21 protein-coding genes and 1 pseudogene are annotated in these 18,754 nt (G+C 54.7%); 8 read left to right on the top strand and 14 right to left on the bottom strand.

What is annotated here, in order from left to right; genetic code table 11:
• Window positions 1-50: 50 nt before the first annotated feature.
• Window positions 51-470 (top strand): OsmC family protein, encoded by a 420-nt coding sequence (locus FKN99_RS08775; RefSeq protein ID WP_087112043.1) that lies wholly within the window; start codon window positions 51-53, stop codon window positions 468-470.
• 229 nt (window positions 471-699) lie between these two features.
• Window positions 700-1,494 (top strand): adenosylmethionine decarboxylase, encoded by a 795-nt coding sequence (speD, locus tag FKN99_RS08770; RefSeq protein WP_172117503.1) that lies wholly within the window; start codon window positions 700-702, stop codon window positions 1,492-1,494.
• A gap of 88 nt (window positions 1,495-1,582) precedes the next feature.
• Here speD and lpxL read toward each other — a convergent pair whose 3' ends face one another.
• The 12 genes from lpxL to FKN99_RS08710 all read right to left on the bottom strand — a co-directional run bounded on the left by lpxL (window position 1,583) and on the right by FKN99_RS08710 (window position 12,151).
• Window positions 1,583-2,497 (bottom strand): LpxL/LpxP family Kdo(2)-lipid IV(A) lauroyl/palmitoleoyl acyltransferase, encoded by a 915-nt coding sequence (gene lpxL, locus FKN99_RS08765; RefSeq protein WP_172117502.1) that lies wholly within the window; start codon window positions 2,495-2,497, stop codon window positions 1,583-1,585.
• A gap of 9 nt (window positions 2,498-2,506) precedes the next feature.
• On the bottom strand, window positions 2,507-3,607 hold the full coding sequence (alr, locus tag FKN99_RS08760) for an alanine racemase (protein ID WP_172117501.1): 1,101 nt from the start codon (window positions 3,605-3,607) through the stop codon (window positions 2,507-2,509).
• Between the two features lie 112 nt (window positions 3,608-3,719).
• The gene (rpoS, locus tag FKN99_RS08755) at window positions 3,720-4,694 is read right to left on the bottom strand and encodes an RNA polymerase sigma factor RpoS (RefSeq protein ID WP_087112035.1); all 975 of its coding nucleotides are present in this window, start codon (window positions 4,692-4,694) and stop codon (window positions 3,720-3,722) included.
• 158 nt (window positions 4,695-4,852) lie between these two features.
• The gene (locus tag FKN99_RS08750) at window positions 4,853-5,899 is read right to left on the bottom strand and encodes a peptidoglycan DD-metalloendopeptidase family protein (RefSeq protein ID WP_172117500.1); all 1,047 of its coding nucleotides are present in this window, start codon (window positions 5,897-5,899) and stop codon (window positions 4,853-4,855) included.
• Between the two features lie 17 nt (window positions 5,900-5,916).
• Window positions 5,917-6,876, bottom strand: a complete 960-nt coding sequence (locus FKN99_RS08745) for a DUF368 domain-containing protein (protein ID WP_172117499.1) — start codon at window positions 6,874-6,876, stop codon at window positions 5,917-5,919.
• Window positions 6,873-7,550, bottom strand: coding sequence for a protein-L-isoaspartate(D-aspartate) O-methyltransferase (locus FKN99_RS08740; RefSeq protein ID WP_172117498.1), 678 nt, complete (start codon window positions 7,548-7,550; stop codon window positions 6,873-6,875). The genes FKN99_RS08745 and FKN99_RS08740 overlap by 4 nt, the downstream gene beginning before the upstream one ends.
• Window positions 7,537-8,283, bottom strand: coding sequence for a 5'/3'-nucleotidase SurE (surE, locus tag FKN99_RS08735; protein ID WP_172117497.1), 747 nt, complete (start codon window positions 8,281-8,283; stop codon window positions 7,537-7,539). The genes FKN99_RS08740 and surE overlap by 14 nt, the downstream gene beginning before the upstream one ends.
• 35 nt (window positions 8,284-8,318) lie before the next feature.
• A complete protein-coding gene (truD, locus tag FKN99_RS08730; protein ID WP_172117496.1) occupies window positions 8,319-9,359 on the bottom strand; it encodes a tRNA pseudouridine(13) synthase TruD in 1,041 nt (346 codons plus the stop codon).
• Window positions 9,352-9,840, bottom strand: coding sequence for a 2-C-methyl-D-erythritol 2,4-cyclodiphosphate synthase (gene ispF / locus FKN99_RS08725; protein WP_172117495.1), 489 nt, complete (start codon window positions 9,838-9,840; stop codon window positions 9,352-9,354). The genes truD and ispF overlap by 8 nt, the downstream gene beginning before the upstream one ends.
• Window positions 9,840-10,547: a 2-C-methyl-D-erythritol 4-phosphate cytidylyltransferase gene (gene ispD / locus FKN99_RS08720; RefSeq protein ID WP_172117494.1), complete on the bottom strand. Its 708-nt coding sequence runs from the start codon at window positions 10,545-10,547 to the stop codon at window positions 9,840-9,842. Before ispD ends, ispF begins: the two co-directional genes overlap by 1 nt.
• A gap of 34 nt (window positions 10,548-10,581) precedes the next feature.
• The gene (ftsB, locus tag FKN99_RS08715; RefSeq protein WP_172117493.1) at window positions 10,582-10,935 is read right to left on the bottom strand and encodes a cell division protein FtsB; all 354 of its coding nucleotides are present in this window, start codon (window positions 10,933-10,935) and stop codon (window positions 10,582-10,584) included.
• 52 nt (window positions 10,936-10,987) lie between these two features.
• A complete protein-coding gene (locus tag FKN99_RS08710) occupies window positions 10,988-12,151 on the bottom strand; it encodes a GNAT family N-acetyltransferase (protein ID WP_172117492.1) in 1,164 nt (387 codons plus the stop codon).
• Window positions 12,152-12,356: 205 nt separating this feature from the next.
• Between FKN99_RS08710 and FKN99_RS08705 the strand changes: the two genes are divergently transcribed.
• The 3 genes and pseudogenes from FKN99_RS08705 to FKN99_RS08695 all read left to right on the top strand — a co-directional run bounded on the left by FKN99_RS08705 (window position 12,357) and on the right by FKN99_RS08695 (window position 14,964).
• Complete coding sequence (locus FKN99_RS08705; RefSeq protein ID WP_172117491.1) at window positions 12,357-13,712, top strand: aldehyde dehydrogenase family protein; 1,356 nt, start codon at window positions 12,357-12,359, stop codon at window positions 13,710-13,712.
• Between the two features lie 176 nt (window positions 13,713-13,888).
• Window positions 13,889-14,071 (top strand): annotated as a pseudogene (locus FKN99_RS08700) (EAL domain-containing protein); the annotation flags it as partial.
• A gap of 41 nt (window positions 14,072-14,112) precedes the next feature.
• Window positions 14,113-14,964, top strand: a complete 852-nt coding sequence (locus tag FKN99_RS08695; protein ID WP_172117490.1) for a MurR/RpiR family transcriptional regulator — start codon at window positions 14,113-14,115, stop codon at window positions 14,962-14,964.
• A gap of 26 nt (window positions 14,965-14,990) precedes the next feature.
• On the opposite strand, the gene FKN99_RS08690 is transcribed toward FKN99_RS08695, so the two are convergent.
• Both FKN99_RS08690 and FKN99_RS08685 read right to left on the bottom strand, forming a co-directional pair.
• Window positions 14,991-15,344 (bottom strand): RidA family protein, encoded by a 354-nt coding sequence (locus FKN99_RS08690; protein WP_172117489.1) that lies wholly within the window; start codon window positions 15,342-15,344, stop codon window positions 14,991-14,993.
• A 71-nt stretch (window positions 15,345-15,415) separates the two neighbouring features.
• Window positions 15,416-15,898 (bottom strand): Lrp/AsnC family transcriptional regulator, encoded by a 483-nt coding sequence (locus tag FKN99_RS08685; RefSeq protein WP_172117488.1) that lies wholly within the window; start codon window positions 15,896-15,898, stop codon window positions 15,416-15,418.
• Window positions 15,899-16,131: 233 nt separating this feature from the next.
• Here FKN99_RS08685 and FKN99_RS08680 point away from each other — a divergent pair, with 233 nt between their 5' ends.
• From FKN99_RS08680 to crcB (FKN99_RS08670), 3 genes are all read left to right on the top strand, one after another.
• Complete coding sequence (locus FKN99_RS08680) at window positions 16,132-17,826, top strand: 2-isopropylmalate synthase (protein ID WP_172117487.1); 1,695 nt, start codon at window positions 16,132-16,134, stop codon at window positions 17,824-17,826.
• Between the two features lie 126 nt (window positions 17,827-17,952).
• Complete coding sequence (gene crcB, locus FKN99_RS08675) at window positions 17,953-18,339, top strand: fluoride efflux transporter CrcB (protein WP_172117486.1); 387 nt, start codon at window positions 17,953-17,955, stop codon at window positions 18,337-18,339.
• Window positions 18,336-18,725 carry a fluoride efflux transporter CrcB gene (gene crcB / locus FKN99_RS08670; protein ID WP_172117485.1) on the top strand — a complete coding sequence of 130 codons (390 nt, stop codon included), beginning with the start codon at window positions 18,336-18,338 and terminating at the stop codon, window positions 18,723-18,725. Before crcB (FKN99_RS08675) ends, crcB (FKN99_RS08670) begins: the two co-directional genes overlap by 4 nt.
• Window positions 18,726-18,754: the final 29 nt, after the last annotated feature.

The raw sequence follows: 18,754 nt of genomic DNA, 5'->3' as shown, positions 1-18,754 counted from the left end.
AATGTTATGCTGCGCGACTTACCTGTCATCGCCAAGATAAGGAGAGCCACGTGAAAGCAAGGGTAAAATGGACGGATGGCCGTCAATTTATCGCCGAGTCGGGCAGCGGGCACAGCGTTGTGATCGATGGCCCACCCGACCACGGCGGCCGCAATACCGGGCCTCGCCCCATGGAAATGCTGCTGATGGGCATGGGCAGCTGCACGGCGTTTGATATCCTGAATATTCTCGATAAAGCCCGTGCCGATGTGACCGACTGTGTTGCCGAATTGGATGCTGAGCGCGCCGATGAAGTGCCTGCCGTATTCACCAAAATTCATGTTCACTTCGTGGTCACAGGCCGAGCGCTAAAAGAGAAGCAAGTTGCACGTGCCGTAGAGCTTTCCGCCGAAAAGTACTGCAGTGCGTCCATTATGCTTGTCAAAGGCGGTGTTGAAATTACGCACTCCTTTGAGATTGTAGAGGCTTGAGGCAGAGCGACGACGCTCGCTCCTTCGGCCTACGATGCAGCACAGCGAAAAAAAATGCCCTGCCTGGATGCATCCCCTGCCCCGGCCGGGCATAATACGCCTCCTTGTATTCCCCCTGACTGCCCTGCAAGTGCTTTTAGAACATGCGCACCACGTATGGCATTAGGTTTTTCTCGGTTCCGGCGCTGGCTCGTCGGGGTGTCTTCATCAGCCATAGGGAGGTTCGGACATGACAGATAGTCTCCGACTCCACGGGTTCAATAACCTGACCAGCTCGCTGAGCTTTAATATTTACGACATCTGCTATGCCAAGACCGAAGAGCAACGTACCGCTTATATCGACTATATCGATGAGCTGTACAACGCCGAACGGCTGACGCAAATTTTGAAGGATGTCACCAATATTATCGGTGCGCATGTGTTGAATATTGCCCGTCAAGATTATGAACCTCACGGGGCAAGCGTCACCATTCTCATTGCTGAACATGAGCTTGATGAAGCCAACCCTGAAAACACAGAACCAGGCCCTGGCCCGCTGCCTGAAACCGTGGTTGCCCATCTGGATAAGAGCCATGTCACCGTACATAGCTACCCGGAATCGCATCCTGACAACGGCATCAGCACCTTCCGCCTGGATATCGACGTATCAACGTGTGGGCATATCAGCCCGCTGAAAGCGCTGAACTATCTGATTCATAGCTTTGATTCTGATATCGTCACCATGGATTACCGTGTGCGCGGCTTCACCCGGGACGTCGACGGTAAAAAGCTGTTCATCGATCACGAGATCGCCTCGATCCAGGATTACCTGGCGGAAGATACCAAGCAGGCGTATCAGATGATGGATGTGAACGTGTATCAGGACAACATGTTCCATACCAAGATGCTGCTGAAAGACTTCGAGCTCGACAATTACCTGTTCGGCAAGTCGCGTCGCGACATTACGTTTGAAGAAGCCCGCGATATCGAAAGCCGCCTGCGCAAAGAGATGCTGGAAATCTTCTACTCACGTAACCTGGATTAATGCCTGAGTAGCTAACAACAGCCACAAAGAAGCCGGCATCGCGCCGGCTTCTTTGTATCTAAAAAAACCGTATCTAAAAGAATCGTATCTAATAGAAACCTTCATCCCCTTCAGGACGCGTTTTGAAGCGCCGATGCAGCCACAGGTACTGCTCGGGGTGCTTGCGAATGGCACGCTCAATAAACTGATTAACCCGCGTTGCGTCGTTAACTTCATCGTTACTGGGAAAGTTTTCAAACGCAGGTAGGCACTCAATCGTATAGGTGCGGTTATCCGGGTTGCGATGAAACATCAGCGGCACCACCGGCGCGCCCGTCATACGAGCGATTTTAGACGTTAGCCGAATGGTGGCCGCCTGCTGACCAAACAAGGGGGCAAATACACTGACATCCGGCCCAAAGTCCTGGTCGGGTGAATACCAGACAATATGCCCTGCCTTGATACGTCGCACCACGCCGCGCAGATCGTGTCGATCAATCGCCTGGCCGAAAATACGTGAACGAGCACGCGTCATAAAGCGCTCGAAAAGCGGGTTATTATGCGGGCGATATACGACATCCGCCGGAAAGAACAGCGAATGCAGCGCGCCACCCAAATCAAGCGTTGAGAAGTGGATCCCGACGACCAATACTCCTTTGCCTTGGGCCTTGGCATTCGCCAAATGCTCCTGGCCATGGTACGCCACTCGATGACGAAATCCTTCTGCCTCCCGACACCAGCCAGTCGCGGTTTCCACCAGGCCAATACCGTTAGCAATAAAGGTATCTTTCACCAACTTTCGTTGTTCATCGGCACTCTTTTCCGGGAAGCAAAGCGCCAGGTTGGTGGCCGTAATGTCCCGCCGCCGTTTGGCAAATCGCCATGCCAATAGCCCGATGACCTTGCCTACCCAAAGCTTAATACTCCAAGGTAACCAAGCCGCGATATACATCGCACCGATGGCAAGCCAGGTTCCCCAGTAGCGTGGGTGAGCAAACGACGCTGGATACTCTTTTTTCGACATACGTACCACCTACACTGAAGACTCTTGATAACGTCTGGGTACGCGTGGCAACACCCCGGTAAGCAGGGTATAGCTGATCGTATCGCAGTAGCGTGCAACCTCATCGACGGCTAGCACTGCCCCATTGCTGGCCGTTCCCCAGAGCACCACCTCGCTGCCAATGGCAGCATCTTGTATATCGGTCACATCAACGGTCAACATATCCATCGACACTTTGCCGGCGATAGCACAGCGCTGCCCATTGACCAGTACCGGCGTACCATCCACCGCATGGCGGTCATAACCATCGCCGTAACCCGCGGCCACCACCGCAATACGTGACCGGCGCGGGGCGCGCCAGCGCCCTCCGTAGCCGACGGGTTCACCTTCGTTAATCTCGCGCAAACCGATAATTTCCGAACGCAGACTCATGACCGGACGTAATTGCTGCGTGGTTGGGGTGGCCACTTCCAATGGGTCACTGCCATAGAGCATGATGCCTGGTCGGTTCCAGTCACCATGGGCGTCAGGCCAGGCAAGCGTCGCCGGTGAATTAGCTAAACACAAAGGCGCATCAAGCGCCTTGGCCAAGGCCTTTAAACTCAACAGCTGCTGATTAAAATAGTGGCCGTCGCTGGCATCAGCGGTCGCAAAATGGCTCATTAAATGCAGCGCCGTGACCTGTGGTGCATTGGCCAGGTGCTGCCAGACCGCTTCCGCCTCCGTGAGGCCAAACCCCAGCCGATGCATACCCGAATCGACTTTTAACCAAACGGGAATGGGTTGGCTTGGCGAAAATGCTAGCAGCGCGTCTACCTGCCATGCGCTATGAATGGTGGTCCACAGTGCGTAGCGCTCCACCAGCGGTAACTCATCAGCGCTAAAGATACCTTCTAACAGCACAATAGGTTTGCTGATGCCGCTGTTACGTAGCGCAATCGCTTCTTCGATACACGCCACCGCAAACGCCGGGACGTGACTTTCAAGCGCGTGAGCACACGCTACAGCGCCGTGACCATAGGCATCCGCTTTGATAACCGCCACCGAGCGGCTTTGTGGCGCGCAGCGGCACGCCAACTGATAGTTGTGACGCAGAGCATCCAAATCGATATGGGCCGCTAGCGGGCGCATTGCGTATCTCGCTTATACATAATAAGTCATCAAAAATAGCCCCTCTAACAACAACGCACCGAGTATAAACTCGGTGCGTTGAGGCCGTGCCTACGTAGCCACGCTGTCTTGGCTAGCTTTCGAAAATCGCCTCTAGCGACAGGCCTTGCTTTTCAAGCGTACGGCGTAGCTTCTTTAATGCCTCGACTTGAATCTGTCGTACACGCTCGCGTGTCAGGCCAATTTCAGCGCCGACCTCTTCCAGGGTGGCCGCCTCATGACCGCGCAAACCAAAACGACGCACGACCACTTCACGCTGTTTATCACTTAGCTCATCAAGCCAAAGATCCACGTGTTCACGCACATCACCATCTACCAGGCAACCTTCTGGGCCTTGAACATCATCATCGGCCAAGGTATCAATCAGCGGTTTATCACTCTCTCCACCCATGGGGTAGTCTACCGAGGAGACACGCTCATTGAGGCCAAGCATTTTCTTGACCGTATCAACCGGTTTGTCGAGATGCTCAGCAATCTCTTCAGCGGTCGCTTCATGGTCAAGTTTTTGTGTCAGCTCACGCGCGGCACGCAGATAAATATTAAGCTCTTTCACCACATGTATCGGCAGACGAATGGTGCGCGTTTGGTTCATTAGCGCGCGTTCAATGGTCTGTCGAATCCACCATGTTGCATAGGTTGAAAAGCGAAACCCACGCTCAGGGTCAAACTTTTCAACGGCACGAATAAGCCCTAAATTACCCTCTTCAATGAGATCCAGCAGCGTCAGCCCACGGTTTAGATAGCGCCGGGCAATTTTAACCACCAACCGCAGGTTAGACTCGATCATTCGAGAACGACCAAGCGGATCCCCCTTTCGCGCCAGGCGGCCATAATAGACCTCTTCTTCTGGCGTTAAGAGCGGCGAAAATCCTATTTCATTGAGGTAAATTTGCGTCGCATCCAGGCTTTGAGTCGATTGCCGGTCCTCACGTCCTAGTGCTTTCTCAAAAGCTTCCTCTTCCGCTGCGACATCATCGTCAGCGTTTTCCAACGCTTCTTCGGCAGCATCCAGGTCAACCTCCTGTAGATCCTTCTCCAGCATACTCATGGCCTTACCCCCGTAGTATCGCCTGCCCGCCTTTTAATATTTAAAGGTAACCACGCTTACGTGTGCGTTACTGGTGTTATTATTTTTATGTGGGCCAGCTCGTAAGGGGCTGGCTCAACAAAACCTTGCCGCTACTCGCTTATCGGGTACTCCACTGATTAGCGTGCAGGTAAAAACTCCATAGGATCCTGAGGCTGACCATCACGGCGCACCTCAAAGTGCAGCCTAACGCTTTCTGCATCACTGTTTCCCATGGTGGCGATCACTTCGCCTGCTTCAACCACGTCATTTTCACTAACGTTTAAGCTGTCGTTATGCGCATAGGCACTTAGGAACTGATCGTTGTGTTTAAGAAGAATAAGATTACCGTACCCACGTACACCACTACCCGCATAAACGACAATACCAGGGCCTGCGGCTTTGACAGGTTGCCCCTTTTGTCCGGCGATATCAATCCCGGCGGTAATCGAATCACCTTCGCCGAAGTTGCCCGTGACTTGCCCATCTGTCGGCCATTGCCAGTTGATCGTCTCTGCGGGCGTGAACGTACGCGATGAGCGGTCCGAACGTTCCACTGGAGCAGCCGCAGGTGTTTCGGATTGAGCAACCACCTGCTCCTCAGGCTCCGATGCTGGGACCGCTTCTGGCTCAGGCCTTGGCTCGGTAGCAGCCACCTCGGGTTGAGAGGGAGATTCTTGCGGCGCACTGTTAGTTGACGCTACCTGCTGAGCACTTTCAACGGCTTGTTGTTCAGGGCGCTCAGCGTTTAAACGCTGAGCGCGTTCAATCGCCGACTCATCAGGCAGTAGCCAATCAAGTTCCTGGTCGTTACTGGCTACTGCTGTCGCCTGCGGGTTGAGCCCGGTTGCGACAACGCCGCGCGATTCACTCGGCGTGTTTTGCGCCTGATTTGCGGGCTGGGAATTATTGCCAGCCCCTGCCCCTTCACGCAATGCAATCATCTGTCCGGGGTGAATTTGGTAGGGCGCATCAATATTGTTGATAGTAGCTAGCTGGCGGTAATCCAGATTATGCTGCCAAGCGATGCCATACAGGGTATCGCCTGGTTTGACGGTATATTGAGGCGAGTTTTCCACCACGCGACTCGCTTCACTCAAGTCACGTACTTGCGGGGTATTGTGCTGCTGATTGGCACACCCGCTAATTGCCAACACCAAGGCTGACATCATGAAGACTTTACGCATGCAAACCCTACTCCTTTTCAGCGCTGAGCCGTATTAGTTGAATCTAACGTGGTCGACTTCCCTGCCCGACGGTTCAATAGCATGACCAGCAATATACCAACGACCATCAGCAGCACCACGCCGATAATCTGCGCGGAAGCGCCGGTCAACGCGGCATAATCACTGGGCAGCAAATAACGGTACTCCAAGGGTATCATTTGCCCGCTTGGACCAACCTGATAACGCAACAGCTCGCGCCATGGCCACAGAACCGGCAACGAGCCAATAATAAACCCTAAAAGCAATTGCATCGTAAAGCCATGATGACGTCTTAACAGCCAGGATAATAGCCGCGAAAACAGCGCAAGGCCTATCACACATCCCATACCAAACAGCATAATAATAGTGATGTCGAAACTGCGAATAGCCCCCATTATCGTGCCGTAGAGCCCCATCGTGAGCAACAAAAAACTGCCCGACACGCCTGGCAACAACATGGCGCTAATCGCAATACACCCCGCCACCATCACAATCGTGGCTTCATTACCGAGCAATAGCACCAAGGGCATTAAGCTCGGCAGCATTCTGGCTAACAGTAAACCGGCCAACAGCGGAAATAAATACCAAAATTTCCAGCGGTCTCCCGCTTGAGCGACCACCATTCCAGAGGCGGCAACCAGCCCGAAAAAGAAGCCATCAAGCAGCAGAGGGTGCGCTTCCATCAGCCATAGCGCCAAGTGCGCCACGCTGACCAGGCTGATGCCGACACCGGCCAGCAAAGGGATCAAAAAGGCCAGGTTCAAGTGCTTAACGAGGGCACGCCACCCATCACGCTGCCAAACCACCAGCGCGCCAGGACCAAACTGCTTAATGGTATTGATCAGCTCTTCATAAATGCCGGTAACAAAGGCAATCGTGCCCCCGGAAACTCCGGGTATGGCATCTGCGGCCCCCATTCCGGCACCTTTAAAAAAAATCCCCAAGGATTTACGCTTCAATCCACTACTCCTTGCAATAAAGGTACAAAACGCACGGGCTCAAGCCGCCGCTTCTCAAACGCATTCCCACTGCGCTTTATCTGGGTAAGCCATTGGCTGCCATCAGGCGCTTCCAACGGCGCAATCAACACCCCATCGCGACTTAGCTGCTCGAGCAATATCTCAGGCAGTGTCTGCGCACAAGCCGTCAATAAAATAACATCGAACGGTGCCGCCGTTGACCAGCCCTCGCCGCCATCGGCAACGGTTAGCGTTACCTCTGCGCCCAAGCGCCAAAGGCGATCACTCGCTCGCTCATGCAAGGCGTAAATACGCTCAATGGAGTAAAGCTCTTTCACTAAGCGCGACAAAATCAGCGTTTGATACCCAGAGCCGGTGCCCACTTCCAACACACGGCGTGGCTCGGCTTTCACAACCAGTTCTGTCATCCGCGCCACGGTAAGCGGCTGTGATAACGTCTGCCCAAAGCCGATAGGCAGCGCTGTATCTTCATAGGCACGATGCGCCAAAGCCTCGTCAACAAACAGATGCCTGGGCTCGCCAGCCATCACATCAAGCACATCCGGGTGTCGAATGCCCTGTTCGATCAACCGATCAATCATGCGATCCCGGGTACGCTGAGAGGTCATTCCCCGCCCGCGCCGCTCAATGGGCGAAATATCAGGCAAAGGCATCCAACCAGTCCTGTACGTCACGGCACGCAGGGTGGCGCGTCAAGTCGGTTTGCAGCGGCGTAATCGATACATACCCTGCCTCGATCGCTGCAAAATCGGTATCTTCACCGTCATCCGCATTGGCAGCAACCGGCGCAATCCAGTAGCGCGTCCGCCCACGAGGATCTTTGATCGCAAGCGGTTTTTCAGCCGGGCCACGATATCCAAGCCGGGTTACCTTAACGCCTTTGATGGCTTCCCACGGCACATCTGGAACGTTAACGTTGAGCAGCGTTCTGGGCGGCAAGGAGAGTTGATCGGCGGCACCAATCAGGCTGGATGCCACTTTCGCCGCGGTGTCAAAGTAACGATCACCGCATAGCGACATGGCAATCGCGATCATGCCCAGGTTGCGTCCTTCCATGGCCGCGGCCACCGTGCCTGAATAGAGCACGTCATCGCCTAAATTGCCACCGTGGTTAATCCCTGAAATAACCAGATCAGGCCGCTCATCCCACACGCCATTTACGCCCAAGTAAACGCAGTCAGCGGGCGTACCATCCACGCTATAGAAACCATTTTCCAGCGCGATTAATGAGAGCGGGCGCGATAATGTCAGCGAGTTACTTGCCCCGCTACGGTCACGGTCCGGGGCAACGACACGCAGCTTGGCATGAGCCTCCAGCGCATCATGTAGCGCTTTCAGCCCTGGGGCGTAAACACCGTCGTCGTTAGAGAGCAGCAGTCGCCGCATTGATGCCTCCTTGTTGATCAGCGTAATCTGGCGGCTTACGCCATATCCGGGTGATAAATGAGCTCACCGATAACGGCGGTAGCAAAACTGCCTCGGGGTAGCGCAAACGAGAGTAGCACGGCATCAGATTCCCAAGTGAGCTGGGGCGCCGTTAATCGCATACGCAGTGCTCTATGGGAGCGTTTCACACCGCTGGCTTCCAAACCTTTACACAGCTCAGGATGCTGACGGGCCAGCTGCGCCTCGTAGCGCCCTGCGTCATCAACGGCGTTTTCACCAATGCCCCAAAGCGCCGCGGTTGGATGCACGTCCAACTCAGCGGCACGCGTTATCAACGACTCGTCCACCGCGTCGACGCCGAATACGCTTTGGGTGCCGTCAAGCATCACGGTATCGCCTGGGATAGGCTGATGCCAGTTGCCGTCCGCCAAGCGAGCGCTTAGCAGCTCATTAAATAGAAAGCTTCGCGCAGTAGAGAGCAGCATTCCTTGACGGTCGTCACGTTTGCGCCACCCCCGTGCAAGTAGTGCCTCGGCACGCTGTAAATTACGCGCCTCAGGGCCGAACCGCTGGGGGCCAAAATAGTTGGGCGCCCCGAACTGGCAAAGCGCCTGCCAGCGATGAACGAAATCATCCGCTGTGATCGCGTCGCCACTCAATCGTAACGTAAACGCGTTGGTGCGATGAACGCCACGTTTTAGTTTGCGTGGATGACGCACGCTTTCAAGCACCGTGATGCCTAATCCACCCAGTGCTGATATCAAGTCAGCAGGCGCGTCACGCCCTGGCAAGTGAATGCTTAACCATTGGCGCGTCACGGCTATTCGGTCCTTCATGCCGGAATAGCCAATATCTCGCGGGGTCACACCGCATAATCGGCTGACACTCTTCACCACATCCAGCGTGGTCTGATTGCGTTTTTCAATCCGCAGCCAAAGATGCTCACCATGCGATTCGGGCGTGAAGTCCAACTGCTCGTCAACCAAAAAATCCTCAGGTTGAACCCGATAATGCCCCGGCTTGGGCGGCCCAAACGCAGCATCCAAAGAGCGTGCCCACTGAGGCAGCTTACTCATTCAACGCCTCAGGCCGGCCGAGTAAAACCACCGTTTCAGCAGCAATGCCTTCACCGCGCCCGGTAAACCCTAGCCGTTCCGTCGTGGTGGCCTTAACGTTTACCTGGCCCAAGGAGACATTCAAGGTGTCAGCAATGGTTTGACGCATTGTCGCAATATGCGGCGCCATTTTGGGCGCTTGAGCCATCAGGGTCGCGTCCAGGTTTACAACTTCATAACCTTCCGCCCGAACCAGGCTCATCACATGGCGCAGCAGCATACGGCTATCAGCGCCTTTCCATTCGGGGTCGGTATCGGGAAAGTGATGACCAATATCACCGAGCGCGCAGGCGCCTAACAGCGCATCGCTGACCGCATGAAGCAGCACATCGCCATCGGAGTGTGCGACAAAGCCCTGTGAAAACGGCAACTTAACGCCACCAATCATTAAGTGGTCGCCGGGGCCGAACCGATGAACATCAAAGCCATGACCAATTCGCATTAAGCCTCCTGAGTAAACGTATCTGATTGTGCTGACAAAATGGCGGCGGCGAGGGCAAGGTCATCCGGATGCGTCACTTTTAAATTATCGCGCCGCCCGCTAACCAGTTGTGGCTGCCTACCCAGCGCCTCGACCGCTGACGCCTCATCGGTCACCATGCGTTTTTGATGCCGGGCACTCTCAAGTGCCTGGCGCAATAGCCCGTAATGAAACCCCTGAGGTGTCAGCGCATGCCAAAGCCCTTCCCGGGGTTCTGTACAGGTACTTTGCTGTTCGGCATTGGCCCGTTTCATGGTATCTGCCACCGGCATCGCTAATAGCGCCCCGCCGGTATGATGAGTCACCGCCTGATACAGGGCATGCAGGTCGTCCGTGGTAATACACGGGCGAGCCACATCGTGCACCATCACAATATCGTCATCCTGTGCGGGTATGGCATGTAGCGCATTGAGTACGCTATCCATGCGCTCGATGCCGCCCGTTACGCGCTGCCAGGCCGCAAAAGGAACCCATTCAGCCTGAAACCACTGATCATCGCTGTCCAGGCAGAGCACTAACGACGCCTTGGGAAACGCCTCGTAAAGTCGCGCCAGAGTGTGCACCAGTATCGGGCGCTCACCTAACATCAGGTACTGTTTGGGTTTATCAGCTCCCATGCGACGCCCTTGCCCGGCGGCAGGCACGATCAGCCAAAGCGTTTTTTTCAAAGCCGCTTACCTGACATATTCACTGTTTGCTTACTCACTGTGCCGATTGCTCACGGTCGAGTCGTGGTTGGACCACCAGGCCTGCGTTAATACCTATCAACTCGGTCGTTATGGCGACACCCGGCACCCAGAAAAACTGTTCATCGCTACGCACCATGCCCATATCACTTCGGGCCCGCTCTTCAATAGCGTCCAGCCCGGTTTTAAGATAGGTGACCTCGGCCGCTAAGCGTGCGTTTCGCTCGCGCATGGGCAAGTTGGCCTCCTCCTGTGCAGTAACGCGCTGCTCGACTATTTGCAGGTCACGCCAGCCGCCATTACCTAACCAAAGCGTGTACTGGAGCAAACCCAGTACGACAAGTAACGCTACCACAACCCATTTGTGCATCACCGATCTCCCAAGGCAGTAACGGCGCGCATTATGCCACTATGCAGAACCATCAGCGAGCCGCAGGCACTTTAAAAGGCAGCGCTTGAAAAGCCGCCTCACGATACGCGCTCACTTGGGCGCCCTCCGCTTGGCAAAATTGGGCAACACCCGCCGCCAAGCCAGGATGGTTCATATAGTGCAGGGAACGAACACGTTGAGGGGCGAAACCGCGTACTAACTTATGTTCCCCCTGGGTACCTGGGTCAAAGCGCGTCAGCCCATTCTGCAAACAGTACTCAATGCCTTGGTAATAGCAGGCTTCAAAATGCAGACAATCGGCCTCCACTTCACTCCCCCAGTAGCGGCCATACAGCGTGTGCTCACCACGAAAATAGAGCGCCGACGCAACCGGTTGGCCATTCAACTGCGCCTGCACCAGCATCAATGTTTCGGGCATGGTCTGGCGTAACCGTTCAAAAAAGGCATGATTTAAATAGGGCGAACGACCGCGCTCCAGATACGTCATTGAATAACAGCGATAGAAGTGCGTCATTGTTTCCTGGGTGATCTCCTGGCCCTCCAGGCGCACCACATTTAGCCCCTGTTCGGCCACCAAGCGCCGTTCACGCTTGATCATTTTTCGCCGTTTGGATGTCAGGCTTGCCAGGAAACCATCAAAGTCGCCAAAACCTGCGTCTTGCCACTGGAATTGAAGCCCTTCGCGGACCGTTAATTGGGGAAACTGCGCCTGCCAGGCCGTCACGTCATGCTCATCGGCAAACAATAAATGCCAGCTGGAGAGCGCCTCCTGGTGACAAAGCGTTTGCCAGGCTGACGCTAACAGAGCACGGATAGCCTCAGCATTTAGATGGCTAGCAAGTAGCGTGCGCACCCCCGGGACGGGAGTAAACGGGATAGCGCTGAGCGCTTTAGGGTAATAGGTGCCACCGGCTCTCTCGAACGCTTCCGCCCATCCCCAATCAAATACATACTCACCGTAAGAGTGATGTTTACGGTACATGGGCAGTGCGCCTACCAATTGGCCTGCACGCCAAACGCAGGCATGGCAGGGCTCCCATCCTGTCTCACGACTCACCGAGCCACTCGCCTCCAGCGCATACAAAAATGCATGGCGCAGAAAAGGCTGATCGTGGCCGACCAAGGCATCCCACTGGCTTGCCTCAATGTTTTCCATGGCGGATAGAGTAGAGAGTTCTAACGAGCACGCAGACATGATATCTCCCAAGAGCAAAGCGTTGGCGCCCTGTTATCCCGTCTTACTTTATCATTAACGCAGCGTTACCCTTACTATCAACTTAGCTATCACCTTAACTATCGACTTAACTACCGTCTTAGCCTTACGACACGAGCATTAACGTAGCGCTTACAAGCCACTATTGCGCCCCAAGACATCCAGGTACGGAAGATAAGGAGCGGTTATGCAGCACGATTTAACAGGTATCTTTAATGCCCAACGACACGCTGTTGATCAAACGCCTTTTCCAACGCTAAGTGTTCGTCGCGCACGATTGGCACGTTTAGCGCAAATGACCAAGCGCCATCAGCATGAGATTGTGCGGGCTATTCAAACGGACTTTGGCCAGCGTAGCGACACAGAAATCCGCTTGGCGGAAATTAGTGCCGTGCTACAGGCCGTACGCTATGCGCGCCGCCACCTCTGGCACTGGATGCGGCCTTGGCGCGTCGGTATGCCTTGGCGCCTGTTTCCAGCACGGGCACGCATAGCCCCGCAGCCATTAGGTATCATTGGGGTTATTTCCCCCTGGAACTATCCATGGAGCCTGGCGCTTCTGCCTATTATTGACGCCTTTGCTGCTGGCAATGTCGTTATGCTAAAACCCAGTGAGCTAACACCCCACACCAGCGCTTTACTCGCCCGTCTGGTTTGCCAATATTTTACTCAGGATGAATTCGTCGTCATTCAAGGAGGTGCATCAACGGCTCAGGCATTTAGCAAGCTGCCCTTTGATCACCTGGTGTTTACCGGTTCGACCAGCATTGGACGTCACGTGGCTAGTGCTGCGGCAGCCAACCTTACGCCAGTGACCCTGGAGCTAGGCGGTAAATCCCCCGCGCTGGTGGCAGGTGATGCCGACATGGATAAAGCGGCCACGGCCATTATATTCGGCAAGGGGCTTAACGGTGGGCAAACGTGTTTGGCACCCGACTACGTTCTTGTAGAAAGCCGCCATCTTGAGTCCCTGGTTAGCGCACTAAGCCGTGCTATTGTCCAGCAGCGCCCTGATAGCAGAGAAGCAACCAGCCCGATCAATGATGCCCATCGCGCACGCGTAGAGGGCCTGCTGACAGAAGCCCGTAACCACGGCTGCCGAGTCATCGATCACGGCAACCATGCCCCTGCGCTGGTTATCGACCCCACCCAAACACTTTCTGTGATGCACGAAGAGATTTTTGGCCGCGCGCTCCCCGTTATCGGTGTTAAAAATATGGAGGCGGCGATTGGGTTTGTGAATGCACGTCCGCACGCTCTAGTGGTATATACGTTTACTAATGATAAAACGCTTCAAACGCGGTTACTGCAACAGACTCGTTCCGGTGCGCTTGTTTTTAATGAAACACTGCTCCATCACGCGGTCCCCACCTTACCGTTTGGCGGTATCGGTGAAAGTGGCATGGGGGCTTATCATGGGCGCCACGGTTTTGAGCGCTTTAGCCATTTACGTGGTGTGTTTTATCAAACAAAACACGCTACCAGCAGAATTTTGCAGCCGCCCTACCGGCGCTGGCTTATGAAACTGCTTCGTTTACGTTAAAGCTTATTCATTAGGAGCTGTTGGCGTTTCATTGCAGAGATATTGGCAGGATAAGAGCAAACCCGCAGAGTAGAGGTTCCGGCACTGATTGCCGAGTTACCTTCTGGCGCGGCGCTAGTGGCTGATAAAGGCTATAACAGTGGTGCTATGCCGCCCCTAATAAAAACGCAGTTGATCGCCAACTTGCCGTTATGATTACCCAATTAGCCTACGCGGTGGGTTGTGATATTGTGGCAGAAGGGATTGGAACCGCCGAACACGCCGCCGATTTACACTCTATCGGTTGCGAAGCAGCGCAAGGGGACTATTATGCTCGACCACTGCCAGCCAATGTGTTTGTTGCCTGGTGTAAAGATTAGACATCACAACTTCCGCCCCACACTGCTTTGGAGCCTGCTTAATGGCGCATGACTTGCTTGACCGCTTACGCGAACGCTTAGAAGAATTAAACCGCTCCGAGCGTAAAGTTGCTAACGTGATCCTGGACGATCCGACAGCCGCTACCAGCTTAAGCATCGCAAGCCTGGCCCAAGCCGCCAGTGTCAGCGAGCCGACCGTTAACCGGTTTTGCCGCAATTTTGGCGCCAAGGGATATCCCGACTTTAAAATCAAGCTCGCGCAAAGCCTGGCGGGTGGGACACCCTACGTGACCCGCGCCGTTGAGCCCGGCGATACGGCGGCCCAATACACGCAGAAAATTTTTGGCGCCACCATTGCCGCGCTGGATGAAGCCCAGCGTGATATTGATATGGCGGCCATTGAACGAATGGTCGACTACCTAACCCAGGCAAAGCAGATTCACTTTTTTGGGTTAGGCGCATCAGGTGCCGTCGCTCAGGATGCCCAGCATAAGTTTTTTCGGTTCAATCTACCGGTCATGGCCTACGCCGATGTATTGATGCAGCGCATGGTGGCGGCGTCCTGCCATACGGGCGATGTGGTGGTGATTATTTCCTACACCGGACGCACCCGTGAGCTGGTAGATATCGCCCGTGTAGCGCGCGAATCTGGCGCTGTTGTGCTGGGTATTACAGCCCCCGCGTCACCGCTTGCCAACGAGTGCAGCGCCACGCTTAACGTGGCAACCCCTGAAGACACCGACCACTACATGCCCATGACGTCAAGGGTGATTCAGCTTACCTTGATTGACGCTCTGGCCACCGGCGTCACACTACGGCGTGGCGAAGACTTCTTACCGCACTTGAAAAAAATCAAGGACAGCCTGCGCGACACCCGCTTTCCGCTGGAATAGCCCAGCCAGCTAGAAAGGCTTCCGTTCTATACAGCGGTGGTCACGGTTATTTCTACTTTTAACTCGTCGGCAGGCATCGGGGCACATACGCAGGTGCGCGCTGGCGCGTAGCCTTCGGGTACCCAGGCATCCCACACCTCATTCATGGCGACGACATCGCTGCCGTCCTTGAGATAAATCGTGGCGCTTAATAGCTGCTCACGGCTTGAGCCGATCTCTTTTAACAGCGCATCGACACGCGCCAGCATGCTTTCTGTCTGCGCCTTAATATCGCCATGACGCGCCTCAGGCCCCGCGACCTGGCCACATAAATAAGCAACCCCTTTGTGGATAACGGCGCGACTCATGCGGGCCTTGGTATCGTGACGTTCGATCGTCATAGAGCACTCTCCTAAAAAATGGGAAAAAAACAGTGTAAACGGCGACTCAGTGACTGACCACGCTTTCCTGTTCAGCGCTGTGTGGGTACCGGCCGATGTTCAAAAACCCGGCGTAACACAAAGCTGGTATGCGCCCCTGTGACACCTTCAATACGGTTAATAACGTGCAGCAGTAAATGCTGATAATCATCCATATCCTGGACTAAAATCTTTAGCTGAAAGTCGGCAGCCTGCCCGGTAATGATCAGACATTCGATCACGTTGGGAATTTTTCGGATGTGGCGTTCAAAGTTCTCAAACCGCTCGGAGGTATGCTGGTCCATGGCAATATGCAGCAGTACCATCAGTTGGTAGCCCAACTGGCGAGCATCTACCTCGGCGCGATACTGCATAATCAAGCCGTGCTCTTCCAGCGCACGCACCCGGCGCAAACAGGGCGATGCCGAAAGGCCAATTCGATCAGCCAATTCCTGGTTACTGATCCGCCCTTCTTGCTGCAGAATCGTTAAAATTTGGCGGTCAAAACGGTCAAGCGTCAATGGCGTCACCGACATAAACAGCAGCCTCTGCTAAGAAATTATAAATTATTAAAACATACTGCCAATTAATGCCATTTTTATTCATTTTTAGCAACAACCTAGCGCTATAAACCCGTTACACTATTCACACTGCCAAAAGCAGTTAACGGTTGTGTGCCATACTCTGCATCATGAGTCTGCACCGATGAACAAAGGCCTACCTACAAGCGGCCAGTTTTCCAAGTCATTAACCCCTTAGGAATCTCATCATGTCTGCTTTCGATCATCGTAAATATCGCCCAGCACCGCGCGTTCCTGCGTTTAACCGTCAATGGCCTGACCGTGACCTTGATCGTGCGCCGATCTGGGTAAGTGAAGACCTACGTGATGGTAACCAGGCGCTGCTAGAGCCGATGACCGTTGAGCAGAAAAAGCGCTTCTGGCACCAGATCGTCAAGGTGGGCATTAAAGAAGTCATGGTGGGGTTCCCTTCCGCCAGCCAACCCGACTTTGATTTTGTGCGCTGGTTAATTGAAGAAGATCAGATTCCTGAGGATGTCACTATCGCGGTGCTGGTGCAGTGCCGCGAGCATTTGATTGAAAAAACCTTTGAAGCTTTAGTGGGTGCCAAGCGCGCTATTATCCACCTGTATAACTCGACCTCGACCATTCAGCGCGAGCGCGTGTTTGAGATGGACCGCGACGGTATTACCGATATTGCCGTTCAGGGTGCTACCTGGGTTAAACAGTATGCCGAGCGCTATCCAGACGTTGCCTGGCGTTTTCAGTATTCACCGGAGAGCTTCTCCAGCACCGAAATCGACTTCTCGCTGGCGATTTGTGAAGCGGTGATGGACGTTTGGCAGCCAACGCCTGAGAACAAGTGCATCCTCAACCTGCCGACGACCGTCGAAGTGGCTGGCCCTCACCACCATGCCGACCAGATCGAATACTTCTGCCAGCACATCAGTCGTCGCGATAGCGTGATTATCTCGGTGCATACCCACAACGACCGAGGCGGTGCAGTAGCCTCAGCCGAACTTGCCTTGCTTGCCGGTGCCGACCGTGTGGAAGGCACGCTGCTGGGTAATGGCGAGCGTACCGGCAACATGGACATCATCACGCTGGCCATGAACCTTTACAGCCAAGGGATTGATCCTAAACTTGATCTTTCCAACCCGGATGAGATCATTCAGGTCGTTCACGAGTGCACCGGCATTACCATGCACCCACGCCACCCTTGGGTAGGTGAAATGGTGTATACCGCCTTCTCTGGTAGCCATCAGGATGCGATTCGTAAATCCCTCAAGCACCAGAAGCCCGACGAACCGTGGCAAGTGGCTTACCTGCCGATTGATCCCCACGACATTGGCCGCGACTACCAGGCCGTGATTCGAGTCAACAGCCAGTCCGGCAAGGGCGGCATGGCCTTTTTGCTTGAGCGCGACTACGGCATCAATCTGCCACGCTGGATGATGCTGGCCTTGGCCCCCTATGTACAAAAAGAGAGCGAAGAGCGCGCCAGCGAACTCTCAAGCGAGATGATTCGCCAAGTGATGTTCGATAACTTCACCCAGGAAGCGCCACTGTCGCTGGCGGACTACCAGCTTTCCAAGGGCCAGCACGAAGGGCTTGACGTGACCTTGTGGCAAGGTAGCGAAACCCTGCGCCTGTCCGGTTCCGGCAACGGTGCCATGTCGGCCTTTACCGATGCCTGGCAGAAGCACTCCGGCGTTAACGTGACGATTATCGACTACAGTGAGCACTCGCTGGGCGGTGGTAGCGAAGCCAACGCCATTGCCTTTGTACAGTTGAGCATTGATGGCCAGCGCATTTGCGCCGTTGCCGAAGATAGCGACACGGTGAGCGCTTCTTTGAAAGCCCTGATCTCGGGCATTAACCGCGTCTCTACTGCAAACGCGGAGACAGCACCAAGCCAGCAGGGCAGCGTCCTGCCAGCCTAACGATCTATAGGTAATATACCAATGCCTTGCGTGGTTACCCACGCAAGGCATTTTTCTGCGCCTTGAAAACACATGTTAGAATTGGCCGCTTATCGAAGACCCCTTTTGCTAGTCAGTGGAGAAAACATGGGTCCAGGCATCGCAAGCGTACTGCTTATCGCGCTGGGCGGCGCCCTCGGGGGAATGGCCAGGTTTGCTCTTTCCAACCTGTTAGCGCGCTGGCTGGGCAAGGCGTTTCCCTGGGGCACGCTCGTTGTTAACGCGACCGGCGCGCTGGCCGCAGGCTGGCTATTGGGCCGCCAAGGCCTGCCTGACACACCAACGGCGTTCTGGCTGTTTAGCGTAACTGGCCTACTCGGCGGCTATACCACGGTCTCATCGTTTAGCCTGCAAACTCTTGAACTTTGGCAAGGCGGTCAATCGGGTCACGCGGCACTCAACGTGGGCGGCACACTGGTGCTGGGCATTGGTATGGCAGCGTTGGGCTGGGCGCTGGCAGGGTACCGCGTATGAGGACTTGGAAATGCTACCTTGCCGTCGGGATTGGTAGCGGCCTGGGCAGCGCACTGCGCTACGCCGTATCGCTTGTCTCCCAAGCGGCCTTGGGTAGCTATTTCCCGTGGGGCACGCTGATCGTCAACGTACTGGGGTCGGGTTTGATCGGCTGGATAGCCGCCACCGCGCTACGTGCACCCCATAGCAAACTGACCTACTGGCACCCGCTGCTCGTGGCAGGTTTTTGCGGCGGCTTTACGACCTTTTCACTGTTTAGCCTGGAAACGCTGCATTTCCTTAACCATGGCCAAGGCTGGTGGGGGCTTTCGTACGTGCTGGTGAGCCTGCCGCTATGGCTATTGGCCGCCATGGCAGGCGAGCGCTTGGCACTTCGCCGCCAATAAATACTCAAGAAAAATCACTCAGGGAAAAC

Source organism: Halomonas hibernica (assembly GCF_013183775.1).
Lineage (GTDB): Bacteria > Pseudomonadota > Gammaproteobacteria > Pseudomonadales > Halomonadaceae > Vreelandella > Vreelandella citrativorans.
The sequence above is the reverse complement of the archived record's forward strand: the minus strand, read 5'-3'. Positions and strand labels throughout refer to the sequence as shown.

Excerpts from the sequence above, each read along its gene's own strand:
- speD (WP_172117503.1), top strand. The coding sequence starts at position 700 with ATGACAGATAGTCTCCGACTCCACGGGTTCAATAACCTGACCAGCTCG.
- lpxL (WP_172117502.1), bottom strand. The coding sequence starts at position 2,497 with ATGTCGAAAAAAGAGTATCCAGCGTCGTTTGCTCACCCACGCTACTGG.
- alr (WP_172117501.1), bottom strand. The coding sequence starts at position 3,607 with ATGCGCCCGCTAGCGGCCCATATCGATTTGGATGCTCTGCGTCACAAC.
- rpoS (WP_087112035.1), bottom strand. The coding sequence starts at position 4,694 with ATGAGTATGCTGGAGAAGGATCTACAGGAGGTTGACCTGGATGCTGCC.
- FKN99_RS08750 (WP_172117500.1), bottom strand. The coding sequence starts at position 5,899 with ATGCGTAAAGTCTTCATGATGTCAGCCTTGGTGTTGGCAATTAGCGGG.
- FKN99_RS08740 (WP_172117498.1), bottom strand. The coding sequence starts at position 7,550 with ATGCCTTTGCCTGATATTTCGCCCATTGAGCGGCGCGGGCGGGGAATG.
- surE (WP_172117497.1), bottom strand. The coding sequence starts at position 8,283 with ATGCGGCGACTGCTGCTCTCTAACGACGACGGTGTTTACGCCCCAGGG.
- truD (WP_172117496.1), bottom strand. The coding sequence starts at position 9,359 with ATGAGTAAGCTGCCTCAGTGGGCACGCTCTTTGGATGCTGCGTTTGGG.
- ispF (WP_172117495.1), bottom strand. The coding sequence starts at position 9,840 with ATGCGAATTGGTCATGGCTTTGATGTTCATCGGTTCGGCCCCGGCGAC.
- ftsB (WP_172117493.1), bottom strand. The coding sequence starts at position 10,935 with ATGCACAAATGGGTTGTGGTAGCGTTACTTGTCGTACTGGGTTTGCTC.
- FKN99_RS08710 (WP_172117492.1), bottom strand. The coding sequence starts at position 12,151 with ATGTCTGCGTGCTCGTTAGAACTCTCTACTCTATCCGCCATGGAAAAC.
- FKN99_RS08705 (WP_172117491.1), top strand. The coding sequence starts at position 12,357 with ATGCAGCACGATTTAACAGGTATCTTTAATGCCCAACGACACGCTGTT.
- FKN99_RS08695 (WP_172117490.1), top strand. The coding sequence starts at position 14,113 with ATGGCGCATGACTTGCTTGACCGCTTACGCGAACGCTTAGAAGAATTA.
- FKN99_RS08690 (WP_172117489.1), bottom strand. The coding sequence starts at position 15,344 with ATGACGATCGAACGTCACGATACCAAGGCCCGCATGAGTCGCGCCGTT.
- FKN99_RS08685 (WP_172117488.1), bottom strand. The coding sequence starts at position 15,898 with ATGTCGGTGACGCCATTGACGCTTGACCGTTTTGACCGCCAAATTTTA.
- FKN99_RS08680 (WP_172117487.1), top strand. The coding sequence starts at position 16,132 with ATGTCTGCTTTCGATCATCGTAAATATCGCCCAGCACCGCGCGTTCCT.
- crcB (WP_172117486.1), top strand. The coding sequence starts at position 17,953 with ATGGGTCCAGGCATCGCAAGCGTACTGCTTATCGCGCTGGGCGGCGCC.
- crcB (WP_172117485.1), top strand. The coding sequence starts at position 18,336 with ATGAGGACTTGGAAATGCTACCTTGCCGTCGGGATTGGTAGCGGCCTG.